This is a genomic window from Mesorhizobium sp. RCAM 05104, from assembly GCF_059683645.1.
Genome location: NZ_CM185033.1, coordinates 89,979 through 114,986 on the forward strand (window position 1 = coordinate 89,979; position 25,008 = coordinate 114,986).

General features: G+C 62.4%; 24 protein-coding genes, 1 tRNA gene and 2 pseudogenes. 8 read left to right on the top strand and 19 right to left on the bottom strand.

Annotated elements, in window-relative coordinates; genetic code table 11:
• The first annotated feature begins 99 nt into the window (after positions 1-99).
• From AC56QP_RS00495 to AC56QP_RS00510, 4 genes are read left to right on the top strand one after another with little or no spacing between them, the layout of a single operon-like run.
• Positions 100-1,677, top strand: coding sequence for an ABC transporter ATP-binding protein (locus tag AC56QP_RS00495; protein ID WP_489861333.1), 1,578 nt, complete (start codon positions 100-102; stop codon positions 1,675-1,677).
• On the top strand, positions 1,674-2,804 hold the full coding sequence (locus AC56QP_RS00500; protein WP_489861332.1) for an ABC transporter permease: 1,131 nt from the start codon (positions 1,674-1,676) through the stop codon (positions 2,802-2,804). Before AC56QP_RS00495 ends, AC56QP_RS00500 begins: the two co-directional genes overlap by 4 nt.
• Positions 2,804-3,724, top strand: coding sequence for an ABC transporter permease (locus AC56QP_RS00505; protein WP_489861331.1), 921 nt, complete (start codon positions 2,804-2,806; stop codon positions 3,722-3,724). Before AC56QP_RS00500 ends, AC56QP_RS00505 begins: the two co-directional genes overlap by 1 nt.
• 50 nt (positions 3,725-3,774) lie before the next feature.
• Entirely contained in the window at positions 3,775-4,842 is a 1,068-nt protein-coding gene (locus AC56QP_RS00510; RefSeq protein ID WP_489861330.1) for a BMP family ABC transporter substrate-binding protein, read from the top strand.
• Between the two features lie 71 nt (positions 4,843-4,913).
• On the opposite strand, the pseudogene rimO reads toward AC56QP_RS00510, so the two are convergent.
• From rimO to AC56QP_RS00535, 5 genes and pseudogenes are all read right to left on the bottom strand, one after another.
• Positions 4,914-6,228: pseudogene (gene rimO, locus AC56QP_RS00515) on the bottom strand (30S ribosomal protein S12 methylthiotransferase RimO).
• Between the two features lie 147 nt (positions 6,229-6,375).
• A complete protein-coding gene (locus tag AC56QP_RS00520; protein WP_489861328.1) occupies positions 6,376-7,035 on the bottom strand; it encodes a TerC family protein in 660 nt (219 codons plus the stop codon).
• Positions 7,036-7,212: 177 nt separating this feature from the next.
• A complete protein-coding gene (locus AC56QP_RS00525; RefSeq protein WP_489861327.1) occupies positions 7,213-7,620 on the bottom strand; it encodes a DUF930 domain-containing protein in 408 nt (135 codons plus the stop codon).
• Between the two features lie 100 nt (positions 7,621-7,720).
• Positions 7,721-8,419: a DUF2161 domain-containing phosphodiesterase gene (locus AC56QP_RS00530; protein ID WP_489861326.1), complete on the bottom strand. Its 699-nt coding sequence runs from the start codon at positions 8,417-8,419 to the stop codon at positions 7,721-7,723.
• Positions 8,420-8,962: 543 nt separating this feature from the next.
• Entirely contained in the window at positions 8,963-9,529 is a 567-nt protein-coding gene (locus AC56QP_RS00535) for a CatB-related O-acetyltransferase (protein ID WP_489861325.1), read from the bottom strand.
• Between the two features lie 308 nt (positions 9,530-9,837).
• Between AC56QP_RS00535 and AC56QP_RS00540 the strand changes: the two genes are divergently transcribed.
• On the top strand, positions 9,838-10,206 hold the full coding sequence (locus AC56QP_RS00540) for a YybH family protein (protein WP_489861324.1): 369 nt from the start codon (positions 9,838-9,840) through the stop codon (positions 10,204-10,206).
• Between the two features lie 272 nt (positions 10,207-10,478).
• Here AC56QP_RS00540 and AC56QP_RS00545 read toward each other — a convergent pair.
• From AC56QP_RS00545 to AC56QP_RS00555, 3 genes are all read right to left on the bottom strand, one after another.
• Positions 10,479-10,568, bottom strand: a tRNA-Ser gene (locus AC56QP_RS00545).
• A gap of 268 nt (positions 10,569-10,836) precedes the next feature.
• On the bottom strand, positions 10,837-11,358 hold the full coding sequence (locus tag AC56QP_RS00550) for a GNAT family N-acetyltransferase (RefSeq protein WP_489861323.1): 522 nt from the start codon (positions 11,356-11,358) through the stop codon (positions 10,837-10,839).
• 49 nt (positions 11,359-11,407) lie between these two features.
• On the bottom strand, positions 11,408-12,055 hold the full coding sequence (locus AC56QP_RS00555) for a helix-turn-helix domain-containing protein (protein WP_489861322.1): 648 nt from the start codon (positions 12,053-12,055) through the stop codon (positions 11,408-11,410).
• Positions 12,056-12,268: 213 nt separating this feature from the next.
• Between AC56QP_RS00555 and AC56QP_RS00560 the strand changes: the two genes are divergently transcribed.
• On the top strand, positions 12,269-12,517 hold the full coding sequence (locus AC56QP_RS00560; protein WP_489861321.1) for an exopolysaccharide production repressor protein: 249 nt from the start codon (positions 12,269-12,271) through the stop codon (positions 12,515-12,517).
• A gap of 42 nt (positions 12,518-12,559) precedes the next feature.
• On the opposite strand, the gene arcC is transcribed toward AC56QP_RS00560, so the two are convergent.
• The 6 genes from arcC to AC56QP_RS00590 all read right to left on the bottom strand — a co-directional run bounded on the left by arcC (position 12,560) and on the right by AC56QP_RS00590 (position 18,278).
• On the bottom strand, positions 12,560-13,477 hold the full coding sequence (gene arcC, locus AC56QP_RS00565; RefSeq protein ID WP_489861320.1) for a carbamate kinase: 918 nt from the start codon (positions 13,475-13,477) through the stop codon (positions 12,560-12,562).
• A 1-nt stretch (position 13,478) separates the two neighbouring features.
• Positions 13,479-14,480: an ornithine carbamoyltransferase gene (argF, locus tag AC56QP_RS00570; RefSeq protein ID WP_489861319.1), complete on the bottom strand. Its 1,002-nt coding sequence runs from the start codon at positions 14,478-14,480 to the stop codon at positions 13,479-13,481.
• A 17-nt stretch (positions 14,481-14,497) separates the two neighbouring features.
• Positions 14,498-15,712 carry an arginine deiminase gene (locus tag AC56QP_RS00575; RefSeq protein ID WP_497100860.1) on the bottom strand — a complete coding sequence of 405 codons (1,215 nt, stop codon included), beginning with the start codon at positions 15,710-15,712 and terminating at the stop codon, positions 14,498-14,500.
• Between the two features lie 13 nt (positions 15,713-15,725).
• Complete coding sequence (gene arcD / locus AC56QP_RS00580) at positions 15,726-17,192, bottom strand: arginine-ornithine antiporter (protein ID WP_489861318.1); 1,467 nt, start codon at positions 17,190-17,192, stop codon at positions 15,726-15,728.
• Positions 17,193-17,425: 233 nt separating this feature from the next.
• Positions 17,426-17,956 (bottom strand): cytochrome b/b6 domain-containing protein, encoded by a 531-nt coding sequence (locus AC56QP_RS00585; RefSeq protein ID WP_489863433.1) that lies wholly within the window; start codon positions 17,954-17,956, stop codon positions 17,426-17,428.
• Positions 17,957-17,999: 43 nt separating this feature from the next.
• On the bottom strand, positions 18,000-18,278 hold the full coding sequence (locus tag AC56QP_RS00590) for a PepSY domain-containing protein (protein ID WP_056587822.1): 279 nt from the start codon (positions 18,276-18,278) through the stop codon (positions 18,000-18,002).
• 258 nt (positions 18,279-18,536) lie between these two features.
• On the opposite strand from AC56QP_RS00590, the gene AC56QP_RS00595 reads away from it, so the two are divergent.
• Together AC56QP_RS00595 and AC56QP_RS00600 are read left to right on the top strand one after the other, a co-directional pair.
• Positions 18,537-19,034 carry a sulfocyanin-like copper-binding protein gene (locus AC56QP_RS00595; RefSeq protein ID WP_489861317.1) on the top strand — a complete coding sequence of 166 codons (498 nt, stop codon included), beginning with the start codon at positions 18,537-18,539 and terminating at the stop codon, positions 19,032-19,034.
• 266 nt (positions 19,035-19,300) lie between these two features.
• Positions 19,301-20,283 (top strand): annotated as a pseudogene (locus AC56QP_RS00600) (zinc-dependent alcohol dehydrogenase family protein).
• A 17-nt stretch (positions 20,284-20,300) separates the two neighbouring features.
• On the opposite strand, the gene AC56QP_RS00605 reads toward AC56QP_RS00600, so the two are convergent.
• From AC56QP_RS00605 to AC56QP_RS00625, 5 genes are all read right to left on the bottom strand, one after another.
• Positions 20,301-20,891 (bottom strand): NAD(P)H-dependent oxidoreductase, encoded by a 591-nt coding sequence (locus AC56QP_RS00605; protein WP_489861315.1) that lies wholly within the window; start codon positions 20,889-20,891, stop codon positions 20,301-20,303.
• Between the two features lie 32 nt (positions 20,892-20,923).
• Positions 20,924-21,310: a hypothetical protein gene (locus AC56QP_RS00610; RefSeq protein WP_091586139.1), complete on the bottom strand. Its 387-nt coding sequence runs from the start codon at positions 21,308-21,310 to the stop codon at positions 20,924-20,926.
• 88 nt (positions 21,311-21,398) lie between these two features.
• Positions 21,399-22,649 (bottom strand): MgtC/SapB family protein, encoded by a 1,251-nt coding sequence (locus AC56QP_RS00615; protein ID WP_489861314.1) that lies wholly within the window; start codon positions 22,647-22,649, stop codon positions 21,399-21,401.
• A 13-nt stretch (positions 22,650-22,662) separates the two neighbouring features.
• Complete coding sequence (gene trxC / locus AC56QP_RS00620) at positions 22,663-23,112, bottom strand: thioredoxin TrxC (protein ID WP_489861313.1); 450 nt, start codon at positions 23,110-23,112, stop codon at positions 22,663-22,665.
• A 27-nt stretch (positions 23,113-23,139) separates the two neighbouring features.
• Positions 23,140-24,993, bottom strand: coding sequence for a heavy metal translocating P-type ATPase (locus AC56QP_RS00625; protein WP_489861312.1), 1,854 nt, complete (start codon positions 24,991-24,993; stop codon positions 23,140-23,142).
• Between the last annotated feature and the right edge of the window lie 15 nt (positions 24,994-25,008).

Sequence of the window (25,008 nt, forward strand, 5' to 3'; positions counted from 1 at the left end):
GAAATTCTTGAAGCTCTTTCAAGACGCGTGCCGCTTTCCGATGGGAGCCGGCCGCGCCTACCATGCTTGCGGGAACACAGAACATATCTGGCTAACCAGATGGGAGGCACTGTGAGTGCAAATCAGGATGGCACGAACTTGCTCGAGGTTCGTGGCCTTACCAAGATATTCGGTACGCTGACGGCGTGCGATCATATCGATCTCGACATCGCCAGGGGTGAAATCCACGCTTTGCTCGGCGAGAACGGCGCCGGCAAGTCGACGCTGGTCAAGATGCTGTTCGGATCACTGGAGCCCAATTCCGGGGAGATTTTCTGGAACGGCCAGACGGTCAGGATCACCAGCCCCGGCGTTGCGAAAAAGCTCGGCATCGGCATGGTGTTCCAGCATTTCTCGCTGTTCGAGGCGCTGACCGCGGCGGAGAACATCGCCCTGTCGCTGGACGATGGTTCGCCGATCAGCAGCATCGCTGCCAAGGCGAGGGCGCTTTCCTACAGCTATGGCCTGCCGCTCGATCCTGAATCGATGGTCGGCGACCTGTCGGTCGGCGAGCGCCAGCGTATCGAGATTATCCGCTGCCTGCTGCAGACGCCGCAGTTGATCATCCTCGACGAGCCGACCTCGGTGCTGACGCCACAGGAGGCCGACAAGCTGTTCGAGACGCTGGAGCGGCTGCGCTCGGAAGGCAAATCGATCCTCTACATTTCGCACCGGCTCGAAGAGGTCAAACGCATCTGCGACCGCGCCACCGTGCTGCGGCATGGCAAGGTGGTCGGCCACTGCAATCCACGCGAGGAGACCGCGGCCTCGCTGGCCCGCATGATGGTCGGCAACGAGGTGCAGGCCGTGGTGCGTGCGCCGGTCGAGGGGATCGAGACGGCGCAGCCGCTGCTCGAAATTCGCGGCCTCACCCGCAAGCCGGCAACGCCGTTCTCCATTCCGCTCAGGAACATCAGCCTGAATGTCCGCGCCGGCGAGGTGATCGGTATCGCCGGCGTCGCCGGCAACGGCCAGGGCGAGTTCTTCGAATCCGTCTCAGGCGAAGCGTTGCAGCAGGATGCCGCGTCCGTGCGCATCCGCGGCAAGGACGCCGGTGGCCTCACCATCACCGGTCGGCGTTTGCTGGGCGCCGCTTTCGTGCCCGAAGAACGCCTCGGCCATGGTGCGGCGCCACGCATGAAGCTCTCGGAAAACCTGCTGTTGTCGCGCCATGCCACCGACGGCAAGGCCTTTGTCGGCACCGGCGGGATGGTGAAGAGCGGCGCTATCTACGCCGCGTCCCAACGCATCATCGCGGCGATGGACGTGCGCAAGAGCGCACCGGATCCGGAGGCTGCGGCACTTTCGGGCGGCAATTTGCAGAAATTCATCGTCGGTCGCGAACTCGACCGCCGGCCCAGCGTCATGGTGGTGAACCAGCCGACCTGGGGCGTCGACGCCGGTGCCGCCGCCCACATCCGACAGGCCTTGATCGAGCTGTCGCGCAGCGGATCGGCGGTGCTGGTGATCAGCCAGGATCTCGACGAACTGTTCGAGATATCGGATGCCATCGCGGTCATGCACAATGGCGAACTGTCCAAACCCATGCCGATCGCCGACGCGACCTTCGAGAAAGTCGGCTTGCTGATGGGTGGCGCCGAGCCCGGCCACGCCGAACACACGCTGGAGACGGCATGATGCGCCTTGAACTCGTCAAACGTCCGCAGCGCTCGGCGCTGTTTTCGGCACTGTCGCCGTTCATGGCCTTCGTGCTGACCATCATCGCCGGCGCCATCATGTTCGCGCTGCTCGGCGTCAATCCGTTGACCGCGTTCCGGATCTATTTCATCGAACCGGTCAGCCAGGTCTGGCAGCTGCATGAGCTGGCGATCAAGGCTGCGCCCCTCATCCTGATCGCTGTCGGCCTGTCGGTCTGCTACAAGGCCAATATCTGGAATATCGGCGCCGAGGGCCAGTTCATCTTCGGCGCCATCTTCGGCTCGGCCATTCCTGTGCTGTTTCCGCAGTTCGAAGGCCCACTGGTGCTGCCGCTGATGCTGTTGCTCGGCATGGTCGGCGGCGCGGCCTATGCGGCGATCCCGGCTCTGCTCAAGACGCGCTTCGGGACCAACGAGATCCTGACCAGCCTGATGCTGGTCTATGTCGCCCAGCTGTTCCTCGACTGGCTGGTGCGCGGCCCCTGGCGTGATCCGCAAGGCCATGGTTTCCCGCAGACGATCCAGTTCGGCGACTCGGCCGTGTTGCCGGAGTTGATGCCGGATGCGGGGCGAGCGAACTGGGGGTTCGTCTTCGCCTTGATCGCTGCGGTGCTGATCTGGATCCTGATGAGCCGCATGCTGAAGGGCTTCGAGGTGCGCGTACTCGGCTCCAGCCCGCGGGCAGGGCGCTTTGCCGGCTTCGGTCTCAACCGCATGGTGTTCTTTGCCTTCCTGCTGTCGGGTGCGCTGGCCGGTCTTGCCGGCATCTCTGAAGTCTCCGGCGCCATCGGCCAGTTGCAGCCGGTGATCTCGCCCGGATACGGCTTCACCGCCATCATCGTGGCGTTCCTCGGCCGGCTCAACCCGCTCGGCATCGTCGCCGCAGGCCTGGTGCTTGCGCTGACCTATCTCGGTGGCGAAGCGGTGCAAAGCGCGCTCGGCATTTCCGACAAGGTGGCGCGGGTATTCCAGGGCATGCTTTTGTTCTTCGTGCTCGGCTGCGACACACTCATTCATTACCGCATCCGTCTGATCGGCCTGGCGCTGACGAAACCGGAAAGCGCGGCCAAACTTGAACCCACGCCAAAGTTGAAGGAAGCCCGCTGATGGACATCACCATCAACATCCTTTTGACCATCGCCACGGCGGCGACGCCGCTTTTGATCGCCGCGATCGGCGAACTGGTGGTCGAGCGCTCCGGCGTGCTCAATCTCGGCGTCGAGGGCATGATGATCATGGGCGCGGTCGGCGGCTTCGGCGCCGGCTATTTGACCGGATCGCCCTGGATCGGCCTTTTGGCGGCGATCGCCATGGGGGCGATATTCTCGCTGCTGTTCGCCGTCATGACGCTGTCGCTGGCAACCAACCAGGTGGCGACTGGCCTGTCGCTGACACTGCTTGGCCTCGGCCTTTCCGGCATGATCGGAACGAGCTTTGTCGGCCAGCCCGGCGTCAGGCTGCCCAATCTCGATATCCCCGGCTTGACCTCGATCCCCGTCATTGGCAGGCTGTTGTTCGGCCAGGACCCGATCTTCTACATTTCGATCGCGCTGACGGCGGCCGTCATGTGGTTCCTGTTCAAGACCCGTACCGGACTGACGTTGCGCTCGATCGGCGACAGCCATGTGTCGGCGCACGCACTCGGCATCAAGGTCATCCGCTACCGCTATCTCTCGGTGATCTTCGGCGGCGCTTGTGCGGGCCTTGCGGGCGGCCATCTGTCGCTGGTCTACACGCCGCAATGGGTCGAGAACATGACCGCCGGCCGCGGCTGGATCGCGCTGGCGCTGGTGGTGTTCGCTTCGTGGCGACCGTGGCGCGTGCTCGCCGGCGCCTACATATTCGGCGCGGTGTGGATCGGCCAGCTTCATGCACAAGCTTTTGGCATTCCAGTGCCCTCGCAGATGCTTTCTTCTCTGCCCTATCTGGCAACCATCGTGGTTCTCGTTCTAATCTCGCGCAACAAGCGTCTGACGATGATGAACACGCCGGCTTCCTTGGGGCAGCCATTCGTTCCGGATCGTTGACAACAAAAACAAACGGGAAGCCCCAAGGCTTAACACAGAGAGGTAACACAATGAAAAAACTGCTTATTGCCCTGATGACCACGACAGCGGCGTTTTCGCTGGCGGCGTCCGCGGAGGCCGCCGACAAGCTGAAAGCCTGCTGGGTCTACACCGGCCCGATCGGCGACTTCGGCTATTCCTACCAGCACGACCAGGGCCGGCTCGAGGTCGAGAAGGCGCTCGGCGACAAGGTCGAGACCGCCTATCTGGAGAACGTGTCCGAGGGCCCCGATGCCGACCGCGCTTTCGAGCGTCTGGCGCGCGAGGGATGCAAGCTGATCTTCGGCACCTCGTTCGGCTTCATGGACGCGGAAGTGAAGGTCGCCAAGAAATTCCCCAAGGTGATGTTCGAGCACGCGACCGGCTACAAGTCCGGCGACAATCTCGGCCTCTACAATGCGCGCTTCTATGAAGGCCGCTATGTGCTCGGCCAGATCGCCGCCAAGGAATCGAAGTCCGGCGTCGCGGGCTACATCGTTTCCTTCCCGATCCCGGAAGTGGTAATGGGCATCAACTCCTTCATGCTCGGCGCACAGTCGATCAACCCGAACTTCAAGGCCAAGATCGTCTGGGTGAACTCGTGGTTCGATCCCGGCAAGGAAGCCGACGCCGCCAAGGCGCTGTTCGACCAGGGTGCCGACATCATCGTCCAGCACACCGATTCGACCGCTGCCCTGCAGGTGGCCGAGGAGCGCAAGCTGCATGGCTTTGGCCAATCCTCCGACATGATCAAGTTCGCGCCGAACGCGCAGCTGACCTCGCTGACCGACGAATGGGGGCCCTACTATATCAGCCGGGTCCAAGCGGCGCTGGACGGCACCTGGAAGCCTGACAATGTCTGGCTTGGCATCAAGGACGGCGCGGTCAAGCTCGCGCCCTTCACCAACATGCCCGACGACGTGAAGGCGATGGCTGAGGCAACCTCGAAGAAGATCGCCGGCGGCTGGAACCCCTTCACCGGGCCGATCGCCAAGCAGGACGGCACGCCATGGCTGAAGGACGGCGAAGTCGCCGACGACGGCACGCTGCTCGGCATGAACTTCTATGTGAAGGGTGTCGACGACAAGCTGCCGCAGTAAGCTGCGCGAAGATTGAAATGAAAAGGGCGCCGCGAGGCGCCCTTTTCTTTGCTTGCGTGAACGGAATGAAATCAGACCGCCGATCCGTAGAGATCGTAGGCATCGGCGCGGTCGATCTTGACGGTGACGATATCGCCAGCGCGCAGCGGACGGCGCGACTGGATGTGCACCGAGCCGTCGATCTCAGGCGCGTCATATTTGGTGCGGCCTTTTGCCGACGTGCCGTGCGCCTCGTCGATCAGCACCGGCAAGCGCTTGCCGACCTTCTTGGCCAGCTGCGTTGCCGAAATCTTCTGCTGGCGCTGCATGAAGCGGTGCCAGCGTGCTTCCTTGATCTCCTGCGGGACCTGTTCGAGACCCAGGTCGTTGGAGCGGGCGCCCCGGACCGGCTCGTATTTGAAGCAGCCGGCACGGTCGATCCTGGCTTCATCCAGCCAGTCGAGCAGCATCTCGAAATCGTCGTCCGTTTCGCCGGGGAAGCCGACGATGAAGGTCGAGCGTATGGCAAGATCCTGACACACCTCGCGCCAGCCGCGAATGCGCTCGAGCGTCTTTTCGCCATGCGCGGGCCGGCGCATGTTCTTCAGCACCTGCGGCGAGGCGTGCTGGAACGGGATGTCGAGATAGGGAAGGATCTTGCCTTCCGCCATCAGCGGGATGACGTCGGCGACATGCGGGTAGGGGTAGACATAGTGCATGCGCACCCAGATGCCGAGCTTGCCCAATTCCTCGGACAGATCGAGGAATTTCGCCCGAACCTCGCGGTCGCCGAACATGCTGGTCTGATACTTGATGTCGATGCCGTAGGCGCTGGTGTCCTGCGAGATGACCAGAAGCTCCTTGACACCGGCCTTGGCCAGTTTTTCGGCTTCGCGCAGCACATCGGCCGCCGGCCTCGAGACAAGATCGCCACGCAACGCCGGAATGATGCAGAAGGTGCAGCGGTTGTTGCAGCCTTCCGAAATCTTGAGATAGGCATAGTGGCGCGGGGTCAGCTTGACGCCCTGCGGCGGCAGCAGATCGACATAGGGATCATGCGAAGGTGGCGCCGCTTCATGCACGGCGGCCATCACGCTCTCATAGGCCTGAGGGCCGGTGATGGCGAGAACGTTGGGATGCTTCTCGCGGATCACGTCCGGCTCGGCGCCCAGGCAACCGGTGACGATGACCCTGCCGTTTTCCGAAAGCGCGGAGCCGATGGCGTTGAGCGACTCGTCACGGGCGGAATCGAGAAAGCCGCAGGTGTTGACGACGACGAGGTCGGCGCCGTCATGCTTGCGCGCGATCTCGTAGCCCTCGGCGCGCAGGCGCGTGATGATGCGCTCCAGAATCCACCAGGGCCTTCGGGCATCCAAGACTGACAAAACTCACGCGGGGAGCGGACATATAGGGGTTTTCCGGACTTTTCAGGATTGCGGCGCCAGTACCACACTTATTGCGGCATTGGTATGGTGGAAGACATCCATGGCCAGACGCGCGGCGATCGAGCGTGAAGCCTCAAGCCAGATCGAACGATCCGGAGACAGGCTTTTTTCAGCTTACCGCGTTGCTGACATGCGGCCAGACTTCCATCGCCCCGCGATAGACCATGTCGACAGCAACATAGAGAATGATGAGCAGGCCGATATAGGCGATCCAGCGATGGCGGTGCAGCAGCTTGGCCATGAAACTTGCCGCCAAGCCCATCAGCGCGATCGACAGCACGAGGCCAATGACCAGCACCGGGAAATGATCGCGCGCGGCACCGGCGACCGCCAGTACGTTGTCGAGCGACATCGACACGTCTGCGACGACGATCTGCAATGCTGCCTGGCCGAGCGTCTTGCGCTTTGACTTGCCGGCCACCGCGTTGTCGTTGTCGAGATCGGAATTCGACAGCGCCTCGGTCGCTTCCAGCTCATCGGCATGCGACGTGCGCAACTCGCGGTACATCTTCCAGCAGACCCACAGCAGCAAGATACCGCCGGCCAGGAGCAGGCCAACGATCGCCAGCAGCCTGACGGTCACCGAGGCAAAACCGATGCGCAGCACCGTTGCCGCCAGCACGCCGATGAGGATGGCCTTCTTGCGTTGTTCGGCCGGCAACCCGGCGGCGGCAAGGCCGATGACGATCGCATTGTCGCCAGCAAGGACGAGGTCGATGGCGATGACCTGGAGCAGGGCCGTCAGGCTGGCAGCGCTGAAAATGTCCATCGACCGGAAGCCCTTGCCTGTTTGCCGAGTGTTCGTCGATTATCCAGACGGGCCCTAACTTGGTGATCCCTTGACGTCAAGGGTTCGCCCATGGCGGCCATCGTTCCACCGAGGCTGGATTCAATGATCTGCGGCACTTTCCGGCAGCCGGGCAAAGCCGCGACGACCGAGAACAAATCAATCGTAGAGATTGTACTTTGCCCAATCGGCTTCCGGAATTTCATCACCGATCCGGTAGCGGAGTTGCAAAACTTCCATATGATCCGGCGCCGTCTGGCACTTGAACTTCAACCGGTACCATTGCCCCTTGCTGCGAAACGCGGCACCTGGGCTCCTGATTGCATCCGTGCCCATCTCGGGCGTCGCGAAGGCGTAGGCGACGACGCGATCCGCCTTGAACTTGCGATCGTCGTGAGTGATCCGGTCGAGCACTTCGGCATCACAACGCTGTTCAAGGCGGGTTTGCGGATCGAGTTTCATCAGGCCGGCGCGCAATGCACTGTCCATTGCGTTGGCCGGAAAACTCAGCGTCACAGACGCCAAGGCGGTCATGCAGAGCTTCTTCATGGGCGGGACAAGCAGCATGTTTTGCCGGAAAAATCAACATGACGGGGCGTTCCGCACCGATCAGAAATCAATGATCGGAATGTGATTGGCGACAGTCCGACCGGGCATGCGCCCTTTTTCACCCATTCAAGACGTTCAAATCTTTCGTCTGCTCTGCCGCGTCAGGCAATTGCGGCCAACGAACCAGCGAAGCCCGGCCGGCGTCGGTAAGGTCATAGAGACCACGGTCGACGCGCGCGAACCAGCCATAGACATTGTGCAGCAGGATCTTGGGCGCGATCGGCGTCAGCACCTTCAGATCACGGGGGCGTTTGGGTCCGTCGGCCATCGCTGCGGCACAGGCGAGGGCGCTTTGCCGATACGCCGTCATGATCGGATTGCGCGACCCGCCGCCCGCAACCGGATCGCCGCGACGGCGCTGGTGTTCGTCGACCAGCCGAGAGCGCCGTCGCGCATTCTTGCGCGGCGACAGCGCGACCGGGCTGAGAAGCACCTCGACCCGATCATTCGTGGTCACGCCAAGCAGGCCGAAGCCAAGCCTGCGGCAGAGATTGCGAAACCTGGCATCGCCTTCGCGTCCCTTGCCCCGCACCGACATGCGCGCGGCCAGCCACACCTCGTCGCAGGCCGTCGCGCGATCGACACCTTGCAGCACCAGTTCGAGATTGAACTGCAGCTTCAGTTCGCAGATGACGACGACCGGCGGCTCGCCCTCGCGCAACGCAACAATGTCGCAGCCGCCGATCTCGCCTTTCACGACGAAGTCGAGGCTTTCGAGAAACCGTTTCACCGGCGCATAAAGTGAGGTCTCGTTCATCCTCAAGGCTTAGCCGATTCGGGCGATAAAGCCTTGCGGCGGTGCGGGGCTTACCGCGCGCCCGCTGGATCAGCGCCTGGAAACATCTGGCCTTCCCGAAAGATGGGTCACAGTTCATTCCGGGGAGATGGGTTATACTTTCGGGCCTTTGCAAGGAGCAGAAACGCGCTCTGGTGAGGCTCGGAGAGGGCCTGACGCATCACCTGAGGATGAAGTAGAGCGGGACGAGAATCGAGAACGCCGCGACAGCGGCGAGAAATAGGTCTGTGGTCATGAGCCCCCGCTCGGAATTCCATGACCCTTCTCACATTCAAGTCAGCTAAAATGCAAGGAGTCGGGCCTGTGCATTCGACGGTATCCCCTGATTGTTCCACCTACCGGCCAGCTCGATTTCAGGAATAGGCTCCTCGTTACGGCGATTTTTGACTGCTTGAGCTGTAAACCGCGGCTGCCACCAACGGCCGGTGTTCTTCACGATCATCCCGATTACGAAGGCCAGCAGCGAGACCGGAACAGGTGCAGGAAGCTGGCTTTCGAGCGACGCTATGCGAGAACTTTTCGCGCCTCGACCTCACGAACTGTGCCGTGAGGTGCCTGGATCGGCTGTGGCGTGAAATGCCGAGCCACGAAAGCATCGATCGGACCTGTCAAGAAATCGGCTTCCTGCTTGATCTTTTCGTCGTCCCAGTCCCACCAGCGAATAGCCAGCATTTTACCGATGATTTCTTCGGAGAAGCGCAGCCGGATAATCTTGCCGGGATTGCCGCCGACAATGGCATAGGGCGGCACGTCCTTCGTAACCGTGGCTTGCGCTCCCACAACGCCACCGTGGCCGACGTTCACCCCGGGCAGGATCAGGGCTCTTCTGCCGATCCACACATCATTACCGACCTTGATGCCGCCCTTTCCGGGGCGATCCCAAGGCGAGGCCTTTCCCATCATATTCGAGTGGACATAGGACGTCGTCGCGCAGTCGGTTGGGTGGTTGCCGCTGCACAAGAGCACGACCTCGGCAGCGATCGAGCAAAAGGAACCGATCTCAAGCGGTGACTCTGGACCGCATCCGGCAATTTTTCGACCGTCGTCAATACCGTAAGTCCAGCGACCCATTGTGGCGCTCTTCGGAATTGGGTGGCGTCTGTTGCGCCACCACATAGACAATTTCGACATTTCACCCCCAACTACACTTCTGCAGCGGCCCGTCTGCTCGCTCCCGGCGTGACGTTAGACATTCATTGGCGGAAAGGGCAATGCCATGGCTCGCAACTTCCTGCCCGCCATGAAGAAACGGCCTGACAGAATATTAGCCCCCAAAATATTGGTGTCTCGCGGCGGGGCGATGACCCTCTCGCGATTGTATACATTCATGCTAATATTCGAAGCATGCAAATTAAGGAGCTGGCCAGGGAGCAGGGATTGTGTCAATCCGCGATGAATTGCAGGGAATTTGGAACATCTACATTGCGGCCTATCGGACCGGGGACGCTGTCGGTTGTGCGGCCGTATTTACATCTGACGCAGAATTGCATTCTCCCTATGCGCCGCCGGCTCGCGGCCGCGCGGCGATAGAGGCACTGCACGGCATCTGGACCCACCACGCCACTCCCGACAAGACTCTTGTCATAACGCAGGCAGGAGGGTCCGGTGAACTAGCCTGGTCTCTCGCGGCCTATTCGGAAGGCGCGGCGACCGGAAACGGAACTTCGCTCAGCGTCTTTCAGCGCCAGGTCGGCGGAGGCTGGTTGATCCGTATGTGTAGCCTGAACAGCAGCGACCCAGCAGAATGACCGGAGAAGACGGCAACGACCTATATCGTCAGCGTTTCAACAAAGCCGCATTGGCGGACGATCCTGACCACAGCGACACAACGGAGAGGGCGAAGCGCTTGAACAGGCGATGGTTCCTGACGAGCTAAGACGCGGATCAGGAGATCACGCCGGACCGTCCCCACGTTTTAGCGGGAAATAGATCGGCTTCCCATCGGAACTGATCCACAACAAAGAATGGCCGACGACGCTGCGATGTAAAACAGAAGATTATTCAGTTAAATCAATGACCATGGCGGAGGAAGTGGGATTCGAACCCACGGTGAGCTTGCACCCACGCCGGTTTTCAAGACCGGTGCCTTAAACCGCTCGGCCATTCCTCCGTGCCTGATTTCGTTAGGTTTTCTGGCTTACGACAGGAGCCCAATTTGGCCGCTGCTACCATTTTGCTACCGAAAGGGCGTTCACGCCTTCGCCTTTACCGCGCTCCGGATCGCCACGTCAACTTGCTCAGCGCCGTCCGCCTGCATTCAAGGTATGACATGGGAATGCCGGATCCGGCGTCGACCTGCTGGCGATCCCACGGATGAGGAAAGGACCGTGGGCGGCAAACTCCATTTCCGGACTCTGAAAACTGGCAAGCTGTGACAGCTAGTCCGGTAGCCCGCTGCCTAGCTGTCGTTGAACCAGGACCAGGGTCGGATCATCGGGGTAAGCCGTGACGGTGAACCCCATGTCACGTTCGAGTTCGATAGCCGCACGGTTTTCGCGATTCTCGATCGACTCGATTGTATGGAGGCCCAAGCCTTCAGCATATCTCGCTATGTAAGCGAGCAGTTCCCAGCTGACGCCCATATGCTTGCGATCCGCTCTGATGCAAATCGCGACCTCTCCGTGCCGACGAGCCTCATCGCACGCGAGTGTTCCGACCGCGATCAGCATTCCGTCGGTCGAGAACGCAAGAAAATTGTGTATCCGTGCATCATCGGACCGCGTCATTGCCACAAGCCGCTCGTGCGAAACTTCCTTCACTCCGCCGAGAAAGCGAAATCGCAGGTCGTCTGGCGTCACATGGGTGAAGAACTCCGCCAGGGTCGGTTCGTCTTCAGGCCGCGCACGGCGCACCTCGAATTGAAATCCGGTACGTGTGGTAATCGCGCTATTCGTGGTCATATACGGCCTCTAATCCTCGGTTGTTCGGAAGCAATGCGCTACCCGTTGGTCATTCGCTAATATCTTGAAGCGCTTCGTGCTTGACGATTTCGATGCTGCGCAGGCTGGTGAGGCGGATCACGCCCTTGTCCTTCAACCGGGTCAGCACCCGCGACACGGTCTCGATGGTGAGGCCGAGATAATCGCCGATGTCCATGCGCGACATCGGCAGCTCGATCGGCTGCAATCCACCCTGCCGCTCGGCCATGTCGAGGAGGAAGGCGGCGACGCGTTCGATGGCATTCTGGCGGCCGAGGACCAACAGGTGTTCCTGCGCCCTGGTCAACCCTTTGAGCGCCAGGGGCAGCACCTGACGCGAGATGTCCGCACCCGTGGCGAAGCGGAAGACGCGGATGCCGGTGGCGTTGATTGCCTCGGCGAAGAAATGATGCGTGCTGTCGGCCTCGAAGCCGAATGTCTCTCCGGCCAGGTGAAAGGCGCTGATCTGGCGACGGCCATCGGCCAGCAGGCGGTAGATGCGGACGGCGCCGAACTCGACCTGATAGAAGGGCCCGGCCTTCTCGCCCTGGGCATAGATTTCCGCGCCGGCGGGAAAGAAGCTGAGCGGTTGCAGCAGCGCGGGCTCGAAAGCCTCTGGCAGGGTCGGCTGGGGGGACCGTGACGGCAGTGCAATTCTGGAGGTCGTGTAGGTGTGCATGGCTGTTTTCCCGGTTGATCCGCGACACAGCAATCGCGCGAATCCGTGGGTGACGAAATTCGGTTATGTCCCTACGGGAAACTACCTAATCTGGCCGTCCAGCTTGTTGATTCATATCAAGCGGCCAGGCACTCCGATCGCTAGAATGTTCTTTTGCTCTGGGCGATGGCAACGCGCTTCGAACCCTCGCATCGGAACGGCTGGTGAGCAGCGATGTATTTTCCGCAATTTCTGGTGGGAATGTTTTTTACGTCGGGCGTCGTGGCCCTCTGGGCCTACACGGCAACCGGTTCAATCTGGAGCGCACTCGGCTGGGCGATCGTCGACCTGGTCCTGTTGCAGGTCGGATACTTCGCCTTTGTCATACGCCTGGTTTACAAACGCGCGACGGGTGACGCCGCGGCAAACTCGGCGTCTCCCAGCCATGTTCGGCCATTCCATCACGACGGCACGCTTTTCTAGGGCCAGGCCAAACTGCGTGCCTCATCCGCCGTCCGGCGCGCCTCAAAGCGGGGCGCCGGCTTCGAGCCGTGTGCCGCGATTTCCTCTGACGATTTCTACGGCGTCATCGAGCTTGCCGATCGCGGCTGGCCTGCCGGTCGCTTCAACGAATTCGATTGCGGCACTGACCTTCGGTCCCATGGAGCCAGCGGGAAAATTCCGCCCGGACACCTCCTTGGGCGTCACTCGACCGAGCGCATGAGCGGCAGTGGTTCCATAGTCGATATAGACGGCGTCGACATCGGTCAGCATCAGCAGCATGTCGGCTTTCAACTGGCGGGCAAGAAGCGAGCTTGCCAGATCCTTGTCGATAACGGCCTCCACGCCGCAAAGGCTGCCATCGTCCCGCGCTACCACGGGAACGCCGCCGCCGCCGGTGCAGATGACGATGACGTCGCGTTCGACAAGGAACGAGATCACGGATGCTTCCAGGATCGCCAGCGGCTTGGGCGAGGGCACCACGCGGCGCCATTTGTCGCCATCGGGCGCGATTTGCCAGCCGCGTTCGGTGGCAAGCTTGCGTGCCGTCGCTTCGTCGTAGACCGGGCCGATCGGCTTCGTCGGATGAGCGAAAGCCGGATCGTGCGGATCCACCTTCACCTGCGTCAGCAGCGTCGCAAACAGCCTTTGCGTGAGGAGATTGCCGAGCTCCTGCTCGATCACATAGCCAATCATGCCGGCGCTCTCGGCGCCGAGCACGTCCAGTGGAAATGTGCCGCCATCCGAGGTCGCCGCCGCCTGCAGGGCCAGAAGCCCCACCTGCGGTCCGTTGCCGTGTGTGATTACGATCGAGTGCCCTTCGCCGACGAGTTCGGCGAGCACCGAGGCGGCGCGCACAATGTTGGCGCGCTGGTTCCCGGCCGTCATCGGCTCTCCACGACGCAGCAGTGCGTTTCCGCCAAGCGCAACGACGATACGCATCTCAGTTGCCGATCGTGGCGACGAGCAAGGCCTTGATGGTGTGCATGCGGTTTTCCGCCTGGTCGAAGACGATCGAGGCAGCCGATTCGAACACCTCGTCGGTGACCTCCATGCAGTCGATCCCGTATTCCTTCGCGACGAACGCACCTATCTCCGTCTCGGTATCGTGGAACGCCGGCAGGCAATGCATGAACTTCACGTGGGGGTTGCCCGCGGCAGCCATCACCTCGCTGGTGACACGATATGGCTTCAAAAGGCGAATGCGCTCGGCCCAGCCCGATTTATCCTCGCCCATCGACATCCACACGTCGGTGTAGATGAAATCGGCATCCTGGACGCAACTCATCACGTCCTCGTCGAGTCGGAAGCGGCCGCCGCTACGCTCCACCAGCTCCCGGACATGGGCGCAGAATTTTTCATCCGGCCATAGGTCCTTTGGCGAGGCAATGCGCATGTCGATGCCGACCTTGGCGGCACCCAGCGCCAGCGACAGCGCGACGTTGTCGCGCCCTTCGCCAACGAATGTGACGGCCATGTCCGAGAGATGCTTGTGCGTGAATTCGCGCATGGTCATGAAATCGGCGAGGATCTGCGTCGGATGCGCTTCGTCGGTGAGGCCGTTGTAGACGGGCACGCCGGCATGCGCGGCGAGCAGTTCGGCCTGGTGCTGGCCAAAGCCGCGATATTCGATCGCGTCGTACATGCGGCCGAGCACGCGGGCGGTATCCTTCATCGATTCCTTGTGGCCGATATGGCTGCCAGTGGGGCCGAAATAGGTGACGTGGGCGCCCTGGTCATAGGCCGCCACTTCGAACCCCGTCCGTGTGCGCGTCGAATCCTTCTCGAAGATCAGCGCGATGTTCTTCCTGACAAGACGCGGCATCTCGTGCCCGGCGAGCTTGGCGGCCTTGAGATCGGCGGCCAGTTTCAGGAGAAATCGGATCTCGTCGGCCGTGAGATCGTCCAGCGTGAGCACGGAGCGACCGTGAAGATTCATCGACATGGGGATTTCCTTTCGGGTCAGATCGGGTCACGGGCAATCGGACAGGTCATGCAGTGCCCGCCGCCGCGACCGCGACTAAGCTCGGCGCCCTCGACAGTGATCACTTCAATTCCCGCGCGGCGCAGAAGCGTGTTGGTGTAGACATTTCGGTCGTAGCCGATGACCACACCGGGCTCGACCGCAACGACATTGTTGCCATCGTCCCATTGCTCGCGCTCGGCCTCGTAGCGGTCGCCGCCCGTGGCGATAATCCGCAGTGACTTCAGACCAAGTGCTTCCGCCACCACCTCGGTGAACGGTTTTTTCTCATCAGTGACCTCAACCGCCGACTTTCCGTCGCCTGGCCGCAGCGAGAAGGTGCGCAGCCGCTCGACCACTGGCGGATACATGGTCACCAAATCGCGGTCACAGAAAGTGAAGACGGTATCGAGATGCATGAAACTGCGGTCTCGCGGCATCAGCGCGGCAATCACACGCGTGGCTTCGCCGGCTGCGAACAGGCTGCGCGCGAGGTCGCCCACCGCTTGTGGCGTGGTGCGCTCTCCCATGCCGATGAGAACCGTTCCGCCACCAATCGGCATGACATCACCGCCTTCGAGGCTGGTGCCTGTTCCCAAGTCCGGCGAAACAAAGGGGACGCCGCTGTCGCGAAAGCGAGGGTGGAAGCGATAGACGGCTTCGACATTGGCCGCTTCTGGGCGCCTGGCGGGCCAGTACATGGCGTTGACCGAAACCGAAGCGTAAATCCAGCATGAGCTGTCACGGGTGAAAAGCTGATTTGGCAGCGGCGGCAGCACGAAATCCTGGGGGGCGAGCGTCCTTCCGGTCAGCCCTTTGGGCTCGAAAGGAAGCTCCGCCCGGGCAATGCCGCCGACAAGGTAAGACGCCAGTTGCTCCGACGGCATCTCATTGAGCCATCCGCGCATTTCGTCGACCATGTCCAGCCCGACGACGCCGGGATGAACCCGGCGGTCGAGGAGCCAGTCGCGGGCCTTGGCCAGGTTCATTGTCTCTGTCAGCAGTTCCCCGAAGGAATGCACCAGCACACCGCGTTCGCGCAACGCATCGACGAAGACGTCGTGCTCCTGGCGGGCCCGCTTGACCCACAGCACGTCGTCGAACAGCAGCGCCTTGCAGTTCTCCGGCGTCAGCCTGCGCAGGCTGAGATCCGGACGATGGACCATCACCTCGCGCAGACGGCCGACTTCGGAATGGACACCCAGGCTTGTCATCGCGTCAATCCTCTCACAGCGGGCTGACGGCGCCGGTCCACATCTCGTAAACGGCGAGAATGGCGACGGCGACGAGGGCTGCGGCGAGTACCGCTTCGGCAGGATGGAACACGCGCTGATTGGTTTCGCGGCGCGCCCAGATGTAGAAGAGGATGCCGGGCGCATAGAGGATCGCGCACATGAACAGGTATGCAGGACCCGCCGCGTAGACGAGCCACAGCCCGTAGACGGTCGCCAGCAGGCCGGCGAAAAGCGGACCGGCGCGTTGCTCGCCGCTCTCGTAGCTCTCTCCGGTCAGCGCCAGCTTGGCCGCATAGGCTCCTGAAAAGATGTAGGGCACCAGGATCGCGGCCGACGCGATGTAGAACAGCGCCTGGTAGGTGCTTTGCGCGAAAAGTGTGATCACCAGGAATGCCTGGACAAGCAGGTTGGTGATCAAGAGCGAGGTTGACGGCACACCACGGTGGCTTTCGCGGCCAAAGAACTTCGGCATCGTCCCGTCCTTGGCGGCGACATGCGGAATCTCGGCGGCAAGCAGCGTCCAGCTCAGGAAGGCGCCAACCACCGACACTACAAGCGCGATGTTGATGAGAATAGCGCCCCAAGGCCCGACAACCGCCTCCAGCACGCCTGCCATGGACGGGTTCTTAAGCGCGGCGAGTTCAGGCTGGCTGAGGATGCCCAGCGACAGCAGCGACACCAGGGCGTACAGCGCGAGACAAGTGAAGAAGCCGAGGACTGTCGCCGTGGCGATGTCCTTGCGGCGCTCGGCCCGGCTGGAAAATACGCTGGCACCTTCGATGCCGATGAACACCCACAAGGTCACCAGCATCGTGCTCTTCACCTGTGCGGTGATCGAGCCGAGACTGGCGTTGCCCAGACCGGTGAAGTCGAGCGACCAGACCTGCAGTTTGAAGGCGACGGCAACAACGCCGACGAACAGGACGATCGGAGCGATCTTGGCCACAGTGACGATAAGGTTCACGACCGCCGCCTGCCGGATGCCGGCGAGAACCAGGATGTGGATCAGCCACAACAGGATCGATGCGCCGACCACCGCCTGCCAGGTGTTTCCGTCACCGAAGGCCGGAAAGAAATAGGACAGGGCGCTGAATACGATCACCGCGTAGGAGACGTTGCCAACCCAGGCACTGATCCAGTAGCCCCAGGCGCTGTTGAAGCCGATGAAAGGACCGAAGCCGGCCTTGGCGTAGGCGTAGGGCCCGGCGTCGAGTTCAGGCTTGCGGGTGGCAAGCGATTGATAGACGAAGACCAGCGCCAGCATGCCGACGGCGGTGATGGCCCAGCCGATCAGGATGGCAAGAGGCCCGGCGCCGGCAGCCATGTTCTGCGGCAGGCTGAACACCCCGGAGCCGACCATCGAGCCGATCACCAGTGCGGTGAGGGAACCAAGTCTAAGCTTCGTCGATGCCGAGGTAGTGGCTCTAGGGACAGGGATGTTGATTCCAGCCGTGCTCATGATGCGCTCCCAAAATTCGAGACCTTGATGGGAGGTATTGAACAGGAAAAAGGAGCGGGAGCTTTGATGCGGGTCAAATCCGTCCACGGGCGGCAAATGACTGTTTGCGTTGCTGTTCCGATTTCCAGGTCGCGTAGCGTCGCTGGCTCTCGCGATCCTGTCGAACAACGGGAAATCGACATGCGCCCGTTGTTCGTTGGGAGGCGAATCGGGGCTGGCGCGTTGACGGATCGTCAGGCGATGTCCGCCGGCTCGGCTTTGCGTTTTCGCCCCGTGATCATGGCCCGGACAAGGTTTTCACGATGTCGAAAGCTTGCCAGCGCGACGCCACCTATATGGAAAAGGACCAGCACGAACAGGCCGTGTGCGGCAAGGCTGTGCGCCGCCTCGACCCACGACACGCCGAAATAGACGTCCGTTGTCATCAACCATCCGGTCAGCGCCGTCGTAGCCATCGCCGCAATCAGCACGACCACCATTGCGCCGCCGGCCGGGTTATGGCCGATGTAGCGGGCTTCGCGACCGCTCAGCAACGCCAGGAGGTAGCGTAGCACTGTTCCCGGATCACGCACGAATTGCGAGAAGCGCGCATAGGGCGTGCCAAGAACGCCCCACAAGAGCCGCATCGCGACCAGCCCAGCAGCGGCGTAGCCAGCCCAATGGTGAATGTCCTCCGAGGAATGGGAGGTGAGCCAGGCCGTGACGAAGCTCAGCACCAGCGCCCAGTGGAAGCTCCGCACGACCCGGTCCCAGACGCGCACCATCTCCGGCGATGGCTGCGCGTCCGTGGCTACCGAAACGTTCCGATCAATTTTCGCCGGCTTCGGCATTGTCGAGCTTTTCAAGGGTCTCGGCATTGTAGGCCAGATTCACCTTCTTGCCGGCCTTGTCGACCGCGTAGACTTCGTAACAGCCCTTCTCGACCTTGATCTGGCGAACGGTAAGGCCTTCGCCGGTCAATTGCGCCTCGAGCGTTGCCTTGGGCTTGAACTGTGATTTCGGGGCGGTGCTGCAGCTGCCGCCGGCGGCGAGCGCCGGCCCTGCAATCATGCCGGCGAGAGCGGCGAGGACGAGTGTGCGATACATGATGGCTCCATTCGGGAGGTTGGGCGCGGTGATGCGCCTTGTGGGGTTGGATTTCGATCGGTTCGGTCAGACGGCGATATGACCGTCATTGGTGCGGCATACCCAATTCAACCTGACAACTGGCTGACAGCTCCATCGCCGCCGCCGGTCGGGCTCGCCGGTTCGTTTGATCTGGCGCAAGGACCGCGGGTGACGCCGCGAGCAGGATGACGGGAGGGATGTGGAGCGCTTCTGCTGCCGTCCTGAAGGAGGACTGTCATGAAATCCATATCGAGGAGAGCAGCGCTCGGGCTTGCCGCCGCAATGCTCATGGCCGGCAGTGCCGGCGCTGCCCAGGCTGCCGCTATTGTCCAGGTCTCGCTGTGGGACAAGGGCGCGAGTACGGAGATGCCGATGGGTCTTGCCTATGCAGCGCCAGGACTCGATCTCGCCAAGGCGACCATGGGCATCAAGGTCTTGCCTGGTGCGGTGAAGGCCGGGGAGGTCACATTCAATGTGAAGAACGACTCCAAGGACACCGTTCACGAAATGATCGTGATGTACCTTGCCGATCCCGGCAAGCCGCTTCCTTACGTTGAGGCCGAGAACCGGGTCGACGAAGACAAGGCTGGCGACAAGGGCGAAGTTTCGGAGCTCGATCCCGGCAAATCAGGCACATTGACCGTCGAACTGAAGGCTGGAAAATACCTGCTTATCTGCAACGTGCCAGGTCACTTTGGCGCCGGCATGTGGGCTGAGTTCACCGTCGATCCATAGGTCCTGAACCAGGCAGCCCTTTGGCCCGAGCCTGCGACTGTCGCAGTTTTCGAAGGACTGCCGGGATCACCATTCTTGTCGGTGAGCCGACTCACGACGGCAAGGTCAACAGCCAGGCCGAACGCCGCTCGACGGAACGGGCTGTCAGGGCAATGCCCGGCGTTCGTGTGGTTGAGGGCCGCATCGCCGTCGCCTGGTTTCGGGTATGGCGGAGGGAGTGGGTCGTAATCCACTTTCGTCTGTTTCCGGGCAACATGGAGCACGTCATGAGGGCAATGGTGCTCGAAAGCGTCGGCACCCCCTTGAAACTTCTCGACAGGCCCGATCCTTTGCCTGGCGCGGGCGAGATCAGGCTGAAGGTCGAGGCATGCGCGGTTTGTCGAACCGATCTGCATGTGGTTGACGGTGATCTGCTTCATCCGAAACTGCCGCTCATCCCGGGGCACGAGATCGTCGGCATCATCGATTTGGTTGGCGAGGGCGTCGCCCGTTCCAGGGTCGGGCGCAGAGTTGGCGTGCCTTGGCTCGGGCATACTTGCGGCCATTGTCCCTACTGCGCCGCGGGGGTGAAAATCTCTGCGACCAGCCAGACTTCACTGGCTATACACGCGATGGCGGTTTCGCCAGCCATGTCATTGCCGACGCGCGATTCGCGTTCGACTTGGACCCGGATGCCGACCCCGTATCGCAAGCGCCGTTGCTTTGCGCTGGCCTGATCGGCTGGCGATGCCTGAAGAAAGCCGGTGACGGCAAGCGGCTCGGGATCTACGGCTTCGGCGCCGCCGCGCATATCGTCGCCCAGATCGCGATCTGGCAAGGTCGTGAGATTTTCGCTGTCACCCGGCCGGGCGACAAGGAAGCACAGGAATTTGCGCGCTCGCTCGGCGCGACGTGGGCGGGCGGTTCGGATGAACTTCCGCCCAGGCAGCTCGATGCCGCGATCATCTTCGCTCCTGTCGGCGACCTGGTGCCGATCGCGCTTCGTGCTGTCCGCAAGGGTGGCCGCGTGGTTTGCGGCGGCATTCACATGAGTGACATCCCTGCGATGCCTTACAAATTGCTCTGGGAAGAGCGTGAACTGGTGTCGGTAGCAAACCTGACGCGCCGCGACGCGGAAGAGTTCTTTCCCATTGCGAAGCGCGCGCAGGTTCGCACGCATACCAAGGTCTATCCGCTGGAACGGGCCAATCAGGCGTTGGACGATCTGAGGGAAGGGGGATTGAGCGGCGCCGCCGTCCTGGTGCCGTGATCGACATTCAACGAGCGTTATCTGGCCCGTTCGCCCAGTCCACGCATTTGCCGGATCCACTTCGCGCGGGTTGAGTCGCTGGCGGCGGCGACCATGCCGAACAAAGTCTCGCGCACCGGACTGATGCCGACAAAATGGAGGATGCTTCGCCGCATGCCGGCGAGACCATGTCCGAGGAACCATAGCCGGTAAACAACGGACGGCATGCCCATCGTCACCACGACGCGCGCCGAGCGGCCACGAAGTAATGTCTTGGTGAAGCCGCCGCCCTTGTCCGGATAGGCAAAGGCCGTTCCCGGTCGCATGACCTGTTCCAGAAATGCCTTGAGCATGGCCGGCATCGTCCCGAGCCACAGCGGAAAGACAAAGACGATGTGCTCGGCCCAGACGATGGCCTCGGCCGCGTCCTTCAGCTCGTCTGGAACCGACCCGTGTTCGAACGCCTGCATTGTCCGCAGCATGGGAAAATCAAGCGCCGCCAGATCGACCCGGCGGACAGCGTGCCCTGCCTTTTCCGCGCCCTCGCCATAGGCCTGGGCAAGACCGCGGCAGAGCCGGTCCGGGGACGGGTCGGGATGACCGAGCACAATGAGGATGCGCCGCGGCATGGTTCACGTCCAAGGAGTTTGGCCCCGAGGCATCAAGGCCGTTCGACCCGTGCCACCTGGTAGGTATGCATGGCGCCGTTGCGCTCTATCGACACATACTCACCGGTCACGAACCGTTCTTCGCCGAGATGAAAGCCGATCTCGTCGTCACGATCGCCTTCGGCGTAGTCGAAATACCACTGTCCGCCGGGCTTGCGGCGGAGCCGGCCGATCAGATCGTCTTCGCCGGTGCGAAACCGGCGCACGCGGCAGGAGGCTTTGTGCGACTTCCATTCCTCGGCATCGATCCGGCCTTCGCCGGTTAGCGGAGCAAGCACGTCATAGCCCTCTTCACGGTCGCCTTCCGGATGGCCTTTCTCGCGGGCGAGCAGCAGCCGGACATTGCGGAATTTCGGGGTAAGGTCCTTCAAGTCAGTCATGGAGAACTCCTTTCATGGAATTCCATAGAACGGTGGTGGGCCTTGGCCCTTGATCCGCATCAAAGGAGGCTCGAGAAGCGCGCTTCCATCAAAGGCTGGTCAACAGCATGGCGCAGGTGCCCACGGTCGCGGCAATCAGGGTTGCGCCGGCCAATGGCAACCAGAACCTGACCGGACCGGCGGAGATCGCGAGCAGCAGGCGGCCGACCGCATTTGCTGCCAGCGCCGCCAGCACCGCTTGGCCCACCGTGCCGAGGGGGACCGAGTGCTTGACGAGGCGCAATGCGCCGAGCACCGAGACATCGACATCGAACGTGGCTGCAAATGCCGAACTCGCCAGCAAGCCGCGCCCGCCGAATTCAGCGGCCAGCGCGGCACTTGCGGTCGCCACGACAGCAAAGAGCAAGGCGAAGAGGAGCAAGGGGCCAAGTTCGAATGGATTGCGCGCGATCGTGCCGCCTTCGCGGTTCCCGCTGTCGCGAGCCAAAAGCAATGTTCCGCAGGCAGCGAAGGCGAGCGCCGCGGCGATCGCCGGGACGCCGACGGAAGCGAACACGCTTGGCTCGATGATCAGAACCACGACACAAACGCGCAGCACCGAAACCATTGCCGCCAGCGATGCCGCGCCTGCGAGCGGCAGTGGATTGCTTGCCGATGCGGCGTTGCGGGCGAGCGCCATGGTTACGGCGGTGGAAGAGACCAGTGCACCGGCAAGCGAACTGACGAGCAGGCCGCGCTTGGCGCCAAGCACTCGGACAGCGACATAGCCGGCGAACGATATCGAGGCCATCAGCACCGTGAGAAACCAGACCTCCCAAGGATTGAAACCGCCCCAGGGGTCCAACGTTCGGTTCGGCAGCAAGGGCAGCACGATCGCCGTCATCGCCGCCAGGATCAGCGCCGATCGCAGTTCGACCCATGTCAGTTGCCGCAACAGGCCGTGCAAGATTTCGCGACTGGCAAGAATTGCTGCCAGTGCCGCCCCACCGGCAGCCGCCGCTCTGTAATCCCCGGCGACGGAAAGCGCGCCAAGTGCGAAGACACCAAGGCCGGCAATCACGCTCGTGACGCTGAAATCCTCGTCATGGGCAGCCTCGCGCGCCTTGTACCAAGCGAAGATCACCGCGAAGGCGATGAACCCGCCGACCAGCACCGATACCGCATCGAGCGCTTCGGCGAGTGCGGCCAGAATCCCGCCGAGCAGGCCGGATATGCCAAAGGTGCGAATGCCGGCCGTGCGGCTGCGATCGGGCGCATCCCGCTCACGCCAGCCGCGCTCCAATCCGACGAGCAGGCCAATGGCCAGGGCCAGTCCGAGCCGGGCGATGAGCGGATCCATGGTGCGACAGCTTTCAGGCGGCGACCGTCGGCAGGCGGTCGCGAACCCACCTGACGATCTGGCTCGCCGACATTGCGCCGGATGCGCGCGCGATTTCGCGCCCACCATGAAAGAGGATCATCGTCGGGATGCCGCGAATGCCGAGCCTTGTCGCCACAGCCTGCTCGTTGTCGGAATTGAGCTTGATCAGGCGAACAAGCGGCTCCAGTTCGTTCGCCGCCGCCTCATATGCCGGCGCCATCATCTTGCACGGACCGCACCATGGTGCCCAGACGTCGACGACAACGGGGACACCGCTGCGCGTGATCTGCCGATCGAATATCGCCGCGTCGACGTCCTGGGGGTGCCCAGAAAACAATCTGGTCCCGCACTTTCCGCATTTGGCCTCCCCGGCATCGCGGTCCGGCGGCAGGCGGTTGACCCCGCCGCATTTGCTGCAAACCACCAGATTCTGCTGTGCCATGGCCATTCCCCGATTTGCGGTCGCCTACTATGCGCGCCCGAGACGTCCATCGCCAAGGGTACGCAGCGCGTTGAGGATAACCGCCACGTCTATCCCCTCCTGAAGCAACGCGCCCGCGACCGGCGTGATCTGCCCCATGGCCGCCGCGACCATCGCTATGGCCGAGAGCGCGAGCCCGACAACGATGCTCTGCAGGGCGATCGCGCGCGTGCGTTGGGCGATCCGCACCGCCTCGGCAACAGGCTGCAGCCGGTCGGCGAGAACAATGACATCCGCCGCCTCGGAGGAGGCCGTCGCCCCGCGCGCGCCCATGGCGATGCCGACCGTCGCGGCGGCGAGGGCGGGCGCATCGTTGATGCCGTCGCCGACCATCATTGTTGGCGCCGTTGCCTTCTCGGCCTCGACCGTCGCGACTTTGTCGGCGGGAACAGCATCGGCGACGATGACATCCAGATCCAGCATGGAAGAAATACGCTTTGCCGCCGCGCCATCATCACCTGTCAGCATGACCATGCGGGTGATGCCGGCCGAGCGCAGATTGGCGAGCGCGTCTTGTGCGTCGGTACGCAGTGCATCGCCGAACGTGAAAACGCCGGCAAGGTGTTTGCCGAGCGTAACGAAAACCCTCAACACCGGTTCGTCCCGATATCGACCTTCACCATTTTTCGCCCAGTTCGGCAGGGGTTTGTCGGCGAGCGCGAAAGCCCGCGATCCCGCGGCGATCGACATGTTCTCGACCCGGCCCTTGATGCCCGCGCCGCGATGTTCGTGGACATCATGTGGATGCGAAAGCACCAGCTGCCGGCCCCGCGCCGCCCGGATGATCGAGTCGGCAAGCACATGGTGCGAGGCCTGCTCCAAGGATGCCAACAGCCGCAGCAGATGGTCGGTGCCGCGGCCAGGCGCCGCTTCGATCTCGATGAGCTCGGCGCCACCGATGGTCAAGGTGCCGGTCTTGTCGAAGATCGCGGTCCGAACCTGCGCAAGGGCCTCCAGCGCGGCTGAGCCTTTCATCAGGATGCCACCGCGCGCGGCGCGCGACACACCGCCAATGAAGGCAACGGGCGCGGCGAGAATGAGCGGGCAGGGCGTTGCGACAACCAGCACGGCAAGCGCCCGGATCGGATCGCCGGAGATGAACCATGCGATGCCGGAAACAAGCAAGGTGGCTGGCAACAGGAACAGGGCGAAGCGGTCGGCCATGCGAATAAAAGGCGCTTTGACGGTCTGCGCCGCCGCGACCATGCGCACGATCGCTGCATACGTGCTCTGCTCCGCCAGGGCGGAAGCCCGCATGCTGAAGGTCTCGCCAGAATTGACGGTGCCGCTGCGTAGCGTCTCGCCAGCGCCGCGCAGCACCGGCAATGGCTCGCCGGAGACCGCTGACTCGTCGAGCGAGGCCGAAGCGTCGAGCAGGATACCGTCGACCGGGAGCAGTTCGCCAGCACGCACCAGGAGAGCGTCACCGACAGCGACCTCTCCGATGGGGATCATTTCGGTTCCATGTGCCGACTTGCGATGCGCGACACGCGGCGACCGGTCGGTGAGTGCCTTGAGGTTCCGCTCGGCGCGGCCGCGGGCAAAATCCTCGAGCACCGTGCCGCCGGCATACATGATCGCGACCACCACAGCGGCCAGCGGCTGGCCAAGCAACAGCGCGGCGGACATCGACACCAGCGCGATTGCATCGACGCCGAAGCGGCCGATCCAGAAATCGCGTAATATCGAGATGGCGAGCGCGGCCACCACTGGCAAGGTCGCGACCGCCCAGATCGTATCTGCCCCAACGGGACCAAGGCCGGTTCGCCAAACTCCGATACCCAAGGCCAGGCCCAATACCGCAATGGCCAGCAACGCGCGTCTGAGGCCGGACTCGTTCATGAGGTCTCTCCCGAT

What these genes read in the sequence shown, in the direction of transcription:
- AC56QP_RS00495 (WP_489861333.1), top strand. Translation starts at nt 100, where the DNA reads ATGGGAGGCACTGTGAGTGCAAATCAGGATGGCACGAACTTGCTCGAG.
- AC56QP_RS00500 (WP_489861332.1), top strand. Translation starts at nt 1,674, where the DNA reads ATGATGCGCCTTGAACTCGTCAAACGTCCGCAGCGCTCGGCGCTGTTT.
- AC56QP_RS00505 (WP_489861331.1), top strand. Translation starts at nt 2,804, where the DNA reads ATGGACATCACCATCAACATCCTTTTGACCATCGCCACGGCGGCGACG.
- AC56QP_RS00510 (WP_489861330.1), top strand. Translation starts at nt 3,775, where the DNA reads ATGAAAAAACTGCTTATTGCCCTGATGACCACGACAGCGGCGTTTTCG.
- AC56QP_RS00520 (WP_489861328.1), bottom strand. Translation starts at nt 7,035, where the DNA reads ATGGACATTTTCAGCGCTGCCAGCCTGACGGCCCTGCTCCAGGTCATC.
- AC56QP_RS00525 (WP_489861327.1), bottom strand. Translation starts at nt 7,620, where the DNA reads ATGCTGCTTGTCCCGCCCATGAAGAAGCTCTGCATGACCGCCTTGGCG.
- AC56QP_RS00530 (WP_489861326.1), bottom strand. Translation starts at nt 8,419, where the DNA reads ATGAACGAGACCTCACTTTATGCGCCGGTGAAACGGTTTCTCGAAAGC.
- AC56QP_RS00535 (WP_489861325.1), bottom strand. Translation starts at nt 9,529, where the DNA reads ATGGGTCGCTGGACTTACGGTATTGACGACGGTCGAAAAATTGCCGGA.
- AC56QP_RS00550 (WP_489861323.1), bottom strand. Translation starts at nt 11,358, where the DNA reads ATGACCACGAATAGCGCGATTACCACACGTACCGGATTTCAATTCGAG.
- AC56QP_RS00555 (WP_489861322.1), bottom strand. Translation starts at nt 12,055, where the DNA reads ATGCACACCTACACGACCTCCAGAATTGCACTGCCGTCACGGTCCCCC.
- AC56QP_RS00560 (WP_489861321.1), top strand. Translation starts at nt 12,269, where the DNA reads ATGTATTTTCCGCAATTTCTGGTGGGAATGTTTTTTACGTCGGGCGTC.
- arcC (WP_489861320.1), bottom strand. Translation starts at nt 13,477, where the DNA reads ATGCGTATCGTCGTTGCGCTTGGCGGAAACGCACTGCTGCGTCGTGGA.
- argF (WP_489861319.1), bottom strand. Translation starts at nt 14,480, where the DNA reads ATGTCGATGAATCTTCACGGTCGCTCCGTGCTCACGCTGGACGATCTC.
- AC56QP_RS00575 (WP_497100860.1), bottom strand. Translation starts at nt 15,712, where the DNA reads ATGACAAGCCTGGGTGTCCATTCCGAAGTCGGCCGTCTGCGCGAGGTG.
- arcD (WP_489861318.1), bottom strand. Translation starts at nt 17,192, where the DNA reads ATGAGCACGGCTGGAATCAACATCCCTGTCCCTAGAGCCACTACCTCG.
- AC56QP_RS00585 (WP_489863433.1), bottom strand. Translation starts at nt 17,956, where the DNA reads ATGGTGCGCGTCTGGGACCGGGTCGTGCGGAGCTTCCACTGGGCGCTG.
- AC56QP_RS00590 (WP_056587822.1), bottom strand. Translation starts at nt 18,278, where the DNA reads ATGTATCGCACACTCGTCCTCGCCGCTCTCGCCGGCATGATTGCAGGG.
- AC56QP_RS00595 (WP_489861317.1), top strand. Translation starts at nt 18,537, where the DNA reads ATGAAATCCATATCGAGGAGAGCAGCGCTCGGGCTTGCCGCCGCAATG.
- AC56QP_RS00605 (WP_489861315.1), bottom strand. Translation starts at nt 20,891, where the DNA reads ATGCCGCGGCGCATCCTCATTGTGCTCGGTCATCCCGACCCGTCCCCG.
- AC56QP_RS00610 (WP_091586139.1), bottom strand. Translation starts at nt 21,310, where the DNA reads ATGACTGACTTGAAGGACCTTACCCCGAAATTCCGCAATGTCCGGCTG.
- AC56QP_RS00615 (WP_489861314.1), bottom strand. Translation starts at nt 22,649, where the DNA reads ATGGATCCGCTCATCGCCCGGCTCGGACTGGCCCTGGCCATTGGCCTG.
- trxC (WP_489861313.1), bottom strand. Translation starts at nt 23,112, where the DNA reads ATGGCACAGCAGAATCTGGTGGTTTGCAGCAAATGCGGCGGGGTCAAC.
- AC56QP_RS00625 (WP_489861312.1), bottom strand. Translation starts at nt 24,993, where the DNA reads ATGAACGAGTCCGGCCTCAGACGCGCGTTGCTGGCCATTGCGGTATTG.